Below are 12,195 nucleotides of genomic sequence, written 5' to 3'. Positions count from 1 at the left end.
TCGAGGGACGCCGTGGGGTGGGCGGGATAGCCAGGATCCGGGCCGTCGTCGGTGTGGTCGATGATCAGGCCGACGATGCGGGCGGGTCGCCCGTCGGGGCCGAGCACGACCTCGCCGCGCTCCTCGATCCGTCTGACCCCGCCCTCGCGGCGCACGATGCGGTAGCGGTTGCGGTACCGGCCGCCGCGCTCCAGCACCTCGGCGGTGGCGGCCGCGAGCCGTGCCGCGTCGGAGGCGTGCAGGGCGGCGAAGAAGGCCTCGGCGCGGCCGCCGAAGTCCCCGGGGGCGACCCCGACCAGGTCGCAGACGGCGTCGTCCCAGTGCATGGCGCCGGTGGCCAGGTCCCAGTGGAACGCGCCCGCCCGCGCGGCCCGGACGGACTCCGGCAGCGACGGCTCCACTCGTCCCCGCTCCACCAACTTCCGCCCCCCGGCTGCCGCGCGACCCCGAGGGCCGGGGCGTCGTCGCTGAACGGTGATCGGTTGACCACCTCGGATCATCCGATTATGGCGACTTGGCCCCGGCCCCGGCTATCGGCGCGCCGTCAGACGCGGTCGGCGGCGATCAGGAGGTACTGGAAGCTGCCGTCCTTGTAGGCGTCGAGGAACGCCTGCTCGATGCCGGTGGTGAGGTGGGACTTGGCGCGCAGCTCCCAGTAGGGGATGGTCGCGGCGGTCAGGTCGATGACGTTCACCGGGACGAGGCGGTTGGCGGCCATCTCCTTGAAGTAGGTGCTGCGGGGGTGGATGTCGCAGATGTAGTGGGCGTTGATCTCGCTGACGGCGCGCGAGGGCAGGCCGTAGGTGTCGTTGTAGCAGCCGGTGATGGTGACGTAGCGGCCGCCGCGCTTCAACTGCCGTGCGTGCTCGGCGAACAGGAGCGAGAGCTCGACGTACATCGTGCTCTCGTTGTTCCAGATGCCGTCGAACGCGGCCGTCTCGAAGCCGGTGTCGAGCATGTTGCGCAGGTGGAAGCGGACCCGGTCGGCCACGCCGTGCTCCTCGGCCTGGCGGCCCGCGAACTCCACCTGGTGGCTGGAGATCGAGATCCCGTCGACGCGGCAGCCGAAGCGCTGGTTGGCGACCAGGCTGCCGCCGCCGCGGCCGCAGCCGGCGTCCAACAGTCGCCCGTGGGACGGGATCGGGCCGAGGTGGTCGGCCAGCAGCTGCGCCTGCAGGCTCTCCAACCGGTGCAGTTCGCGGACGGTCCGCTCCTCGCGGGTGTCCTCGGGGCCTTCGAGGACCGACCAGTCGGGCTCACCGATGCCGTAGTGGTGGTGGTAGAAGCCGTCGACCTCGCCCAGGCGCAGGTTGACGGGGTTGCGCTCGGCGTTCCAGTACGCGGCGACGGAGTCCTGGTAGGGGCTGGTGCGCACGGCGCCGGCGCCGGTCTCGGGGGAGAGGCCGGTGGTCTGGGACGGGAGGGCAGCGCTCTTCTCGCTGAGGATCACAGCTTCAATCTCCGGTTCTCGGTGATCGTGACTCGGTGCGGATCGTGCGGGTCCTGCGGATCGTGCTGGTCATGCGTTTCCTGCGGTCCGACCGGTGGTCCGGCGGGGCCCGCGGGACCACCGGGGCCCGGTGGTGCTCAGGCGGTGTCGCCGCCGTGGTACCGGGCGCTGGTGCGGTGCCAGGTGTGGCTGCCGCCCATCCAGGCCCAGACGCCGGTGAGGAACCGCTTCAGCTCGGGCGAGCCGACCGCGGCGAGCGCGGCGGACTCGGCCTCGATGGTGTGCATCAACTCGTCGTGGATGACGGCGGCCTGGTCGACCGCCTCCTGGAGGGTGCAGCCCTCCTCGGCGGCGATCAGGTTGGGCAGGTTGGTGTCGGTCGGATCCTCCTTGGCCATCGAGTACAGGTCGTTGAGGAGGACGTTGGCGACCCCGGCGTACAGGTAGGTGCGACGCACCCGGTGGTCGGCGAACTCGTGCGCGGGCAGCTCGTATCCGCCGACCGGGTCGACCAGGACCATGCACGGGAAGAAGGCGTTCTCGTACCGGTGCAGCAGGTACTCCCAGACGGCCGGCCTGCGGCCGGACATCCGCCACTCCGCCTCCTGGCCGTAGCCGACGAACATGACCGCCAACTCGTGCCGCAGCCGGGCGACCTGAGTCGGGTTGGCGATCGTGCCCAGGAGTGTCAGCGCGGAGCGGAACGCCTTGAGCACCGGCTCCTCGGCCACGACCTGCTCGAACTGCCCGTAGTAGCGCGGCGGCAGGCGCACCGGGTCGACCACCGCGTGGGCCAGCGCGACCCGCGGGCCGATCAACTCCGGCCTGGTGTCGTCGCCTTCGTCGACCCAGTGGTCGTCGACCGCCCACTCGGCGAGCCCGCAGCGGGCGGCGGCGAGCAGCCGGTCCGCGTCGTCGGTGTCCGGGTGGGCGAGCATGAACAGCCGGCCGAAGTCGTGCGAGCGCAGCCGCTCCAACCGGCCCTGGAAGAGGCCCATCTCCGCGGCCCACGCCACCAGCCGGTCGTTGACGACGCGGCCCAGGGCCGGATCGTCCCGGACCGCCTCCGGGCAGTACAGCGGCGGCACGGTCACGCTCCCGCCGGACCCCCGGACCCCGGTCGCCGCGACCGGATCGGCTGCCGTGGCCGGATCGTGCGCGACGACGGGCCCGCCGCCGGGAGCGCCGACCGGCGGGAGCTCGCCCGCCTCGGGCGGGGTCTCGCGGAACAGCCGGACGGCCGTCGTGCCGGGGCCGGCCGGGCCGGAGAGGATGCGCCCCAGCAGGCCCTCGTCGATGTGCAGCATCGTGGCTCCTGTTCTCGCCTACGCGTGCGGGGCCGCGATGTCGACGTTCTCGAGAATGCCGATCGCGTCCGGCACCAGGATCGCCGCCGAGTAGTAGGCGGTGACCAGGTAGGAGATGATCGCCTTCTCGTCGATCCCCATGAACCGCACGTTGAGGCTCGGCTCGACCTCGTCCGGCAGGCCCAGCTGGTGCAGGCCGACGACGCCCTGGTTGTCCTCGCCCATGCGCATGGCCATGATCGAGGTGGTGTGGCCGTCCTCGATCGGCAGCTTGCCGCACGGGAAGATCGGCACCCCGCGCCAGGCCGGGATCCGGTGGCCGTTGCGGTCGATGGTGTCCGGGTACAGGCCGCGCTTGTTGCACTCGCGGAAGAACGCGGCGATCGCCTTGGGATGGGCCAGGAACAGCGTGGTGCTGCGCCGCATGCTGAGCAGCTCGTCCATGTCGTCCGGGGTCGGCGGCCCGGACCAGGTGCTGATCCGCTGGTCGTAGGCGGTGTTGTGGAGCAGGCCGAACTCCCGGTTGTTGACCAGCTCCCACTCCTGACGCTCGCGGATCGCCTCCACGGTGAGCTTGAGTTGCTGCTCGGTCTGGTTCATCGGCTGGTTGTAGAGGTCCGCGACCCGGGAGTGGATCCGCAGCACCGTCTGAGTCAGGCTCAGGTCGTACTCGCGCGGGGCGAGTTCGTAGTCGACGAAGGTGTTCGGGATGACCGGTTCGCCCTCGTGGCCCGCGCTGAGGTCGATCGGCGCCTCGCCCTTGCTGTTCGTGGCGCGCTGCGAGTCTGCGACGAACTGTTCGATGTGGGCCCGCAGTTGGGGCGCGCGGTCGAACAGGTCCAGCACGCCGGTCCAGGGCAGCACCATGATGGTGCCGGACGTCGAGGCCTGGGCGGTGGCCAGCCACAGCGGATCGCTGGTCAGCACGGCCTCGTCGCCGAGATGGTCGCCGTCGGTCACCACGCCGAGGACGGTGGTGTCGCCGTACTTGCCAGTGCTCAGCCGGTTGATCCGGCCGTGGGCGACGATGAACACCTCCTCGATGGGCGAGCCCTCCTCGACGATCACCTCGCCGGCGTGGAACTCCCGCACCTGGAAGCGGGAGGCGAGCTCCGCCAGTACGGCCTCGTCGTCGAAGTCCCGCAGCGCAGGGATCTCCCGCAGCGTCTCGGGCACGATCCGCACGTCGTCGGCCCCGCCCTGCACGAACCCCACGCGTCCGCGCCCCACCGCGAGCGTCAACCGCCGGTTGACCCGATAGGTGCCGCCGGCGACGTTGACCCACGGCAGGTTCTTCAGCAGCCAGCGCGAGCTGATGCCCTGCATCTGTGGTGTGGACTTCGTCGTCGTCGCGAGGTTCCGCGCGGCGCGCGTACTGAGGCTCTGCTGATCGGGAGTGCCGTCGACCCCTGCGGACCCCGCGGGGCTCTCCGTGGCCTCCATGGACATGAGTGCGACCTCCTTGGTCAATGCCGTGGTTCCAGTAAGCGGGATGGGAGTTGGGCATGGGGGTGGCGCGGGGGGTGGGGGTGTTGAAAGTTGCGCGACGTTGAAGGCGGCGCCGTGAGGTGTTTCAGGGGGTCTGCAGGCGGGCGAGGACGCCGCGGCCGGACGGCGTGGCGCGGAACGGGCGCAGGCGGCTGCGCAGGGTGCGGACGGCGCGGTCGGCGCGGGCGCTGCGCAGCAGGGGGTAGTCGTCGAGGAAGGTGTGCCAGGCCGTGCAGGCCTGGTCCAGGGAGCCGCCGTCCAGGAGGAGTTCGCCCAGGCGCGCGGCGCCCACCGCGCGCGCCCGGCGCTCCTCCGGCGGACGCAGCTGCAGGGAGCGCCGCAGCGCGGCGACGGCTCCCGCGCGGTCGCCCAGTGCGCTGAGCACCTCCGACTCGTGGTGCTCGTGCGCCGCCCGGTGGTACTCCCCGCCCTCGGACCGGCCGAGCAGCTCGGCCGACCGCTGCAGCACCGTCAGTGCGCGGCGCCGTTCGCCCCGTGCGGCCGCGGCGACGGCGAGTTGGCCCGTCACCGCGGCCGCCAACCAGGTCGGCAGGCGCGACCGCTGCGCGGACGCGGCCTCGGCGAGGCCCAGGGCGTGCTCGCGGTGGCCGAGCTCCTGGGCCTGGACGCTCAGCGCACTCAGCGCGGCGGCCTGCCCGGGGGCGTCGTCGGCCTCGGCGGCGAGCAGGGTGGCGGCCTGGTAGTAGGCCTGGGCGACGCCGTGCCGCTGCTCGTCGAAGCACATGGAGCCGGCCAGGCAGGCGAGCGCAGAGGAGACGAGCAGCAGCTCGCGCCGGGCCTTGGGCGCGGCAGGCGCCGCGAGCCACGCGGCGACGCTGCTGCGCAGGAAGCCGGTGAGCGCGGCGCGCGAGTGGCCGCCACCGAAGGCGGAGTCGACCGTGGTGAAGGTGCGCAGCATGTCCTGGGCCGCCCGGACGTGCGCGACGGTGACGCGGTCGGCTGCCGCCGCGCCGGACCCCCCGGCGGACCGGCCTGCCCCAGCGGCGCGCGGAGCCCCGGTGCCACTCGGAGCGGCTAAGCAGAAGGGCGCCGGGGCGCCCAGCCGGTAGGGGCGGCTGCGCGGCTGCGCGGCGTCGAGCTCGGTGAGGTCCAGCAGGGCCGACCGGGCCGGCGGAACGTTTTCGCGGACGACGCCGCCCGTCGCGGCGCCGCCGGGAGGCAGGTCGGCGGCCAAGCCCACGTCCGCGAGGCGGAGCGGGCGTCCGAGCCGCCGGGCCAGCGCCTCGGCGACGACCGAGGCGACGGCCGCCGGCGGGCGCGTGCCCGCCATCCAGTGGGCGACGGAGGTGCGGTCGTAGCGCAGCGTCAGGCCGATCTCTGCACCCGCCCGGTTGACGGAACGGGCCAGCGCGGCCCCGCTCCAGCCGGCCTCCTGGGCGAGCGCACGCAGGCGTGCGTTGGGGTGCCGTGGCGCCATGGTCGTGCGGACCTCCGGTCCTGGTGGGTGCGGACGGTGCCGGCGTCGGTCGCGGGCCCTCCTCGGATTCATGAACCGCGTGGTCCCGCCCGACGCACGACCGGCGCAGCGCACAGGAGCGTGACCGGGCGCGCTCCCGTGCCGTACCCGGGGCATGACAAGTCGTGTGCGATCACTGACTCGATCCTGTTCGACGTGTACGCGTCGCATGCCCGGCCATGGGTCGGACACGCACTTTCTCCGGCGGTCGAGATCGATCAAATGCGGCTGATCGGCGCGTCGGGTTCCGGGCGGAGAGCCCGGCGCACGAGGGGAGTGCGTCAGCGCATGTTCGAGCGCGCACTGAATTGGCGCGCGCCCCCGTCCCTCCACCATCCGGATCACCCGGCGAGCGCGCCGCCCCCGCTCGGGCGATGCTGACGATCCGACGGCTCGTCACCCGACCGCAGGTCAGACCAGAGGTCAGAGAGGAACCGGGGATGGCACAGCAGGTGTGGGCGCCCCCGCCCCCGATGTCGAACACCGAGGTGGTCCCGGAGCTCGACCTGCCCGCGCCGGGCGCACAGCGCCGCTGGACCGTCCTGCTGCGCTGGCTGCTCGCGATCCCGCACTACGTCGTGCTGTTCGTGCTCGAGATCATCGGATTCTTCGCGGTCGTCATCGGCTGGTTCGCCGCCCTCGTGCTGGGCCGGCTGCCGGGCCCGATCGCCCACTACCTGGTCGGACTGCTGGCCTACCGGACGCGCGTCTACGCCTACAGCATGCTGCTGGTCGACCGCTATCCGCCGTTCGCGTTCGAGGCTCCCGACTACCCCGTACAGGTCGACGTCCGCCCGGCCGAGCTGAACCGGCTCGCGGTGCTGTTCCGTCTGATCCTGATGATCCCGGCGGCGATCCTGCAGAGCCTGGTCACCTCCGGCTGGTCCGTGCTCTGCTTCTTCTTCTGGCTGATCGCCCTGGTCCTGGGCCGCCTGCCGGAGCCGGTCTTCGGGGCGACGGCCGCGACCGCGCGCTTCGCGATGCGCTTCAGCGCGTACGCGTCGATGCTGACCGCCGCCTACCCCAAGCGGCTCTTCGGCGACGAGTCGCTCGCCCTGGTGGAGCGCCGCTCGGCGAGTCGACCGCTGCTGCTGTCGGGCGGGGCCAAGGTGCTGGTCGTCGTGTTCCTGGTGCTCGGACTGGTCAACGTCGGCTGGAGCTCCACGGTCTCCTCGCGGGACAACGGCACCATGGCGACCACGACCACGACCACGAACGCCGCCACGACCGGGTCCGGTCCCAGCCGCTGACCCGGGGCGGCTCCGCCCGGCCCGATATGGCAGGGTCTGCGGCATGAGCCTCACCGACGACCTGTGGTCGGACATCGAGTCGATCTACGCCGAGATCCTGCAGCACCCGTTCGTGCGCGGGCTCACCGACGGCACCCTGCCGCGCACGGCGTTCCGGCACTTCGTCGAACAGGACTCGCTCTACCTGCGCGACTACGCCCGCGCCCTCGCGCTGTGCGGGGCGCGCGCCCCGCAGTCGTCCGCGCTGCGGGCCTTCGTCGAGGACGCGGTCGGCGCCCTGGCCGCCGAACAGGAGATGCTCGCCGGCTTCGGCGCGGAGCTCGGGGACGAACCTCCCCCGGCCTCCGGCCGGGGGTACCCCCAGGAGCTCGTGCTGCCGACCACCCGCGCCTACACCAGCCACCTGCTCGCCGCCGCGTACGGCGGCAGCTACGCCGAGGCCGTCGGCGCGGTGCTGCCCTGCTACTGGATCTACGCCCGCGTCGGTGAGCACCTGCTCGCGAAGTCCTCCCCGGACCCGCTGTACGCCCGCTGGATCGCCGCCTACGGCGACGAGGCCTTCCAGTCCGTCGTGCGACGCGTGCTGGAGCTGACGGACGCGCTGGGAGCCGAGGTCTCCGCGCCCGAACGGGACCGGATGCGGGAGCGGTTCGTGACCTCCACCCGCTACGAGTGGATGTTCTGGGACGCCGCGTGGCAGGGCGAGCGTTGGCCCGTCTGACCCCGACCGGAAGGCGACGCGTCGCGCTGCTCGTCCTTGCGGCGGCGGCCGCCGCGGCGGTGGCGGTCACCGGCGTCGCGGGCGCGCAGCGCTTCGCCGCTCACCTGCTCGCCGGATCCGACCCGCTGGCGGGCCTCCCGCCCGTCCTCGCCGGCGCGGTGTTCGTCCTGCTCTACGCCGCCGCGACGGTCGTGCTCGTGCCCAAGCCGGTGCTGAACCTCGCCGCCGGCGCGTGGTTCGGGCTGGCCGAGGGCCTGCCGCTCGCGGTCGCCGCGACGACCCTCGGCGCGACGGCGTCCTTCGCGCTCGGCCGCGCGGCCCTGCGCGGGCGGCGGTTCGACTTCCTGGAGCGGCGCGGCTGGTCCGCCCTGGACCGGGAGCTGCGCGACCACGGCTTCCGTTCCGTGCTGGCCCTGCGCCTCCTGCCGGTGCTGCCCTTCGCCGGGATCAACTACGGCTGCGCCGTGGGCGGAACCCGCCTCGCGCCGTTCGCGGCGGCGACCGCGCTGGGCGTCGTCCCCGGCACGGCCGCACTGGTCCTCGCGGGCGCGACGGCCTCCACGCCGAGCCCGACGGGCACCTGGGCGTCCCTCGCGGCCCTCGTCCTGCTGACCGCCGTCACCCTCGCACCCCGCCTCCGCCGCAGACCGCTGCCGCAGTAGGCCGCCGGAGCAGTGGCGATCGACCCCGGCCGTCCACGGGCGGGCGCCGACCGGCATGATGGGGTCCGTGGATCATGTCCGCGGCGGGTGAGGGCGCGACGACATGCGTGAGCCGGGAGCGTCCGTCAAGGGCGCGTGGACGCGCTGGATCTGGGCGATCGGCTTCGCCGAGGGCACGGTCGTGCACGCCTGGTACCTGCTCCAAGGCGGCCTGCACGCGTACCGGGGAGAGCCGGTCGTCGTCCAGCTCTGGTTCCAGCTCCTGCTGTTGCTCGACCCGCTGGTGGTGGTGCTGGCGTTGCGCCGCACCACGTCGGCGGCCTGGCTGGGCGCGGTGGTGATGCTGGGCGACGTCACGGCCAACTGGTGGGTCTGCTGGGACGACCTGCTGCGCCACCCGGCCGCTTACGCGCGCCCCTACGGCCTCTCGGCCATCACGGTCTTCGGGATCTTCGTCCTCGCCACCGCCGTGCCCCTGCACGGCGCGTTCGCGCGTACGTCGCGTCCGGGGGCGCCGGTCGGACGGGAGCCGGTCCGCTCGTAGGCCTGTCGCCGCGTCAGCTTCCGGCGAGGAGGCGGGCGCCGAGGGTGGTGCAGGTGTGGCGGGCGTACCTGCCGTCGCGGGCCGTGGCCACCAGGCCGGCCGCGCGCAGGGTCTTGGCGTGGTCGGAGGCGGTGGCGGCGCTGATGCCGAGATGGCGGGCGAGGCCGCCGGTGGTCTGCGGGCGGGCCAGCAGTTGCAGGACCTGGGCGCGGGTCGGGCCGAGCAGCGCGGCGAGCGGAGTGCCGCCCGCCTCCGGCGCTGGGATCAGGGGGAGCGGCGTCAGCGCGGGGTAGACCAGCAGCAGCGAGCCGTCCGGGTGCGGGGCGCGCAGCGGGGTGCCCCGCCAGAGCAGGGACGGCGCCAGGGTCAGGCCCCGTCCGGTCAGGCTCAGCTCGACCGCGTCCCCGGCGCGGGGCAGCCGGAGCACCGCGCCGCTGTCCCAGTCGGCGCCCGGCACCAGGCCCGCGAGCATCGCCTGGAGGCCCTGGGTGATGAGCACCTGGCCCCGCCAGGCGACGTCGGCGGCGAAGCCCGCCTGGATGCGGGGCCACCACGGAGGCAGCACCCGGCGCACGAGCGTGTCCAGCGACACGCCCAACTCCCGCCAGGCACGCGCCTCTCCGGCCGCGAGCGCCGAGGCGCGCGGGGGCATGCGGCCGATCTCCCGCCAGACGAACCGCAGTTCCTCGGCGGCCTCCGCCCGCGGCGTCGTCAGGACGTGCGCCAGCGCGTCGTCGGCGTCGGCGATCGGCGGGTCGAGGAAGAGCGGCCCGAGACCGTCGTCGGGCCGCAGCAGTTCGAGCAGGCCGCGCACCGGGGAGGGGAGGTCGACGTCGATCCGGCGCCGCCACCGGAGCAGGGCCGGATCGGGGCCTCCGGCCCTCACCAGGGTCAGCGCCAACATGCCCTCCAGCAAAGGCGAGGGCGCCGGGGCGAAGCGCACCCGGAGGAGGTCGTCCGGCGTGAAGCGGAGCCGCAGCATCGCCACCCCCTTGGCAGGCTCTGAACTTCAGCCTCGCACGATTCGGGCGTGGTCGAAAGGATCGCGTGCTGCACGCGCTGCGCGCAGGCTCGGTGCATGACCAAGTCCCAGCGCGCACAACACCGGGCCGACGGCCGCCCGAGCAGTCGTCCGGCCAACAGATCGCGCCGCGCGGTCGGCGCTCTGCTCACCGGAGGGCTCGCCCTCGGCCTCGCCCTTCCGGCGACCTCCGCCTCGGCCTCGGCCTTGGCCGACCGGCCGGGCCCCTGGCAGCCGTACCACAGCGGCACGGTCACGGACCCCGCGGGCACGGCCTGCGCCTTCCCCCTGACCGGTGTCCCCGTCGCGGACCGCGAGAAGATCCGCACCCTGGCCGTGGACGCGTCCGGCGCGCCCACGGAGCAGGAGATCACGGGTCAGCTGGTGGTCCGCTACACCAACGAGTCCAACGGCAGGTCGGCGGACGAGAACCTGACCGGCACGGGGTGGATGTCCTACCACCCCGACGGCAGCCAGACCTGGGTGATCTCCGGTCACCTGGGCATGGGCATCCACCCGGGCAACCCGTACTCCCCGCCCGGCTACTGGATCCTGACCGGCCGGATCACCCTGCAGATCGACGCCGCGCACCACCCGTACGTCGCCTCCCACGACGGGACGACGGAGGATCTCTGCGCCGAGCTGGGCTGACGGCGCGCCTGCAGGCGGGTCCGGAGCGGCCGGAGCCGGGCCCGCCCGAGTGGTCCAAAACGGACAAATTTCCCGCGTGGGACTCCCGAGAGCGGGCCGTGCCGTGCTTACCGTGGGTTGATGCGAGGTGTTGCATGGTGGGCGGTGCTGTCGTCGGTGTTCGCGCCGGTGGTGCTGGTCAGCGGCTGGCTCGTGTCGGCCGCCCTGCAGGGGCCCGGCTACGACCCGCTGACCGACACCATCAGCGAGCTGGCCGGTGACGGGGCCGTCGACCCCTGGGTGATGGCCGGGGCCATCGGCACGCTCGGCGTGTGCCATCTGGTGACCGCGTTGGGCCTGCGCGCGGCCGGCATCCTCGGGCGGATCGCCCTGGCCCTCGGGGGAGCGGCGGCGGTCCTGGTCGCCTTCTCCCCCGTGCCCATGAGTGGTGGTTCGATGCGGCACAGCAGCTCCGTCGTGGTCGGCTACGCCCTCCTCGCCGTCTGGCCCGCACTCGCGGCCTACCGCCGCCGCGACCGGCAGGCGTGGGCGCTGCGACCGGCGCTCGCCGTGTGCGTGACCGTGCTGTTCCTGATCGGGGCGCTCTGGTTCGCGGACGAGGAGTGGGGCCACGGGGACGCGGGGCTGGTGGAACGGGTGCTTACCTCCGCGCAGGCACTGTGGCCGCTGATCGTCGTGGGCTCCTGCCTGATGCCGGTCGTGGTCCGTCGTCCGGCCCCCGAGCTGGCCGCGGAGCGGGCGGAACCGCTGGGGTTCGAGCCCGGGGAGCCCGCCTCGATCCGGGATGCCTGGCGCAGCGGCCGGGTGCAGGCTGGAGGCATGAGCGCGAAGACACTGGTCACCGTGCACGCGGTGGTGCCCGGCCCACGCCCTTTCCGTCGCGTCGAGATCCAGGGCTACGACGCAGGCCCGGCCTTCCGTCCCGAGGACGTGCTGCGCCTGTGCCGCGACCGCGGGCACCACGACGTGAACCTGGACGATCCGGCGCAGGTGACCTGGGTCGGTGGTGACGCGCGCACCTGGTCCTGAGCGCGGCGGGCGACCGGGGGCGTTGACATTATGCAGGCAGATGCCTGCATAATCGGAGGGTGAGCCTGCCTCCGAACCCCGACCGCCACGAGCCCGGGCACCAGCTCGAGCCCGGATACGAGGCCGCCCCCGGTCTGGACGCGGTCTTCAGGGCACTCGCCGACCCGACACGGCGCCTGTTGCTGGACCGCCTGCGCGAGCAGAACGGCCAGACCCTGCGGGAACTGTGCGAGCGGCTGGCGATGACGCGACAGTCCGCGACCCAGCACCTCGACCTGCTCGTCCAGGCGAACCTCGTCGCCGTGGTCCGCCGCGGCCGGGAGCGGCTCCACTACCTCAATCCCGCTCCGATCCACGAGATCGAGCAGCGGTGGATCTCGGAGTTCGACCGTCCCCGCCTGCAGGCGATCAGCGCCGTCAAGCAACTGGCAGAGGAGCGCGCCATGAGCGTCCCCACCTACGTCTACGTCACCTACATCCGCGCCGACGCGGAGCAGGTCTGGGAGGCCCTCACCTCCGCGGACCTGACCGCCCGCTTCTGGGGCCACGCCAACGTCTCGGACTGGCGGCCGGGCTCCCGCTGGGGGCAACCCCC

13 protein-coding genes are annotated in these 12,195 nt (G+C 73.3%); 7 read left to right on the top strand and 6 right to left on the bottom strand.

Translation table 11 applies throughout. The features are described from left to right. The 5 genes from TR49_RS16455 to TR49_RS16435 all read right to left on the bottom strand — a co-directional run. On the bottom strand, window positions 1–401 hold a 401-nt coding region (locus TR49_RS16455; protein ID WP_042382434.1), incomplete at its 3' end, for a PAS domain-containing protein. Between the two features lie 143 nt (window positions 402–544). Continuing rightward, window positions 545–1,375 carry a geranyl diphosphate 2-C-methyltransferase gene (locus TR49_RS16450; protein ID WP_042382617.1) on the bottom strand — a complete coding sequence of 277 codons (831 nt, stop codon included), beginning with the start codon at window positions 1,373–1,375 and terminating at the stop codon, window positions 545–547. Between the two features lie 212 nt (window positions 1,376–1,587). Continuing rightward, a complete protein-coding gene (locus tag TR49_RS16445; protein WP_236653396.1) occupies window positions 1,588–2,757 on the bottom strand; it encodes a family 2 encapsulin nanocompartment cargo protein terpene cyclase in 1,170 nt (389 codons plus the stop codon). An 18-nt stretch (window positions 2,758–2,775) separates the two neighbouring features. Next, complete coding sequence (locus TR49_RS16440) at window positions 2,776–4,200, bottom strand: family 2B encapsulin nanocompartment shell protein (protein WP_042382613.1); 1,425 nt, start codon at window positions 4,198–4,200, stop codon at window positions 2,776–2,778. Between the two features lie 130 nt (window positions 4,201–4,330). Next, complete coding sequence (locus tag TR49_RS16435; protein ID WP_042382432.1) at window positions 4,331–5,683, bottom strand: NsdA family TPR-like regulatory protein; 1,353 nt, start codon at window positions 5,681–5,683, stop codon at window positions 4,331–4,333. Between the two features lie 479 nt (window positions 5,684–6,162). Here TR49_RS16435 and TR49_RS16430 point away from each other — a divergent pair, with 479 nt between their 5' ends. The 4 genes from TR49_RS16430 to TR49_RS16415 all read left to right on the top strand — a co-directional run bounded on the left by TR49_RS16430 (window position 6,163) and on the right by TR49_RS16415 (window position 8,899). Continuing rightward, complete coding sequence (locus tag TR49_RS16430; protein WP_042382430.1) at window positions 6,163–6,972, top strand: DUF4389 domain-containing protein; 810 nt, start codon at window positions 6,163–6,165, stop codon at window positions 6,970–6,972. 43 nt (window positions 6,973–7,015) lie between these two features. Further along, a complete protein-coding gene (tenA, locus tag TR49_RS16425; protein WP_042382429.1) occupies window positions 7,016–7,693 on the top strand; it encodes a thiaminase II in 678 nt (225 codons plus the stop codon). Next, window positions 7,666–8,355 carry a TVP38/TMEM64 family protein gene (locus TR49_RS16420; protein WP_063770105.1) on the top strand — a complete coding sequence of 230 codons (690 nt, stop codon included), beginning with the start codon at window positions 7,666–7,668 and terminating at the stop codon, window positions 8,353–8,355. The genes tenA and TR49_RS16420 overlap by 28 nt, the downstream gene beginning before the upstream one ends. Window positions 8,356–8,458: 103 nt before the next feature. Next, a complete protein-coding gene (locus tag TR49_RS16415; protein WP_042382428.1) occupies window positions 8,459–8,899 on the top strand; it encodes a hypothetical protein in 441 nt (146 codons plus the stop codon). 13 nt (window positions 8,900–8,912) lie between these two features. Here TR49_RS16415 and TR49_RS45015 read toward each other — a convergent pair whose 3' ends face one another. Next, on the bottom strand, window positions 8,913–9,881 hold the full coding sequence (locus TR49_RS45015) for an ArsR/SmtB family transcription factor (RefSeq protein ID WP_042382610.1): 969 nt from the start codon (window positions 9,879–9,881) through the stop codon (window positions 8,913–8,915). Window positions 9,882–9,977: 96 nt separating this feature from the next. Here TR49_RS45015 and TR49_RS16405 point away from each other — a divergent pair, with 96 nt between their 5' ends. The 3 genes from TR49_RS16405 to TR49_RS16395 all read left to right on the top strand — a co-directional run. After that, window positions 9,978–10,571, top strand: a complete 594-nt coding sequence (locus TR49_RS16405; RefSeq protein WP_042382425.1) for a hypothetical protein — start codon at window positions 9,978–9,980, stop codon at window positions 10,569–10,571. Window positions 10,572–10,691: 120 nt separating this feature from the next. Further along, window positions 10,692–11,600 carry a DUF998 domain-containing protein gene (locus tag TR49_RS46725; protein WP_369405316.1) on the top strand — a complete coding sequence of 303 codons (909 nt, stop codon included), beginning with the start codon at window positions 10,692–10,694 and terminating at the stop codon, window positions 11,598–11,600. Window positions 11,601–11,734: 134 nt separating this feature from the next. Then, on the top strand, window positions 11,735–12,195 hold a 461-nt coding region (locus TR49_RS16395; RefSeq protein ID WP_152627313.1), incomplete at its 3' end, for an ArsR/SmtB family transcription factor.

It is taken from the genome of Streptacidiphilus melanogenes (genome assembly GCF_000787835.1).
Lineage (GTDB): Bacteria > Actinomycetota > Actinomycetes > Streptomycetales > Streptomycetaceae > Streptacidiphilus > Streptacidiphilus melanogenes.
The sequence above is the reverse complement of the archived record's forward strand: the minus strand, read 5'-3'. Positions and strand labels throughout refer to the sequence as shown.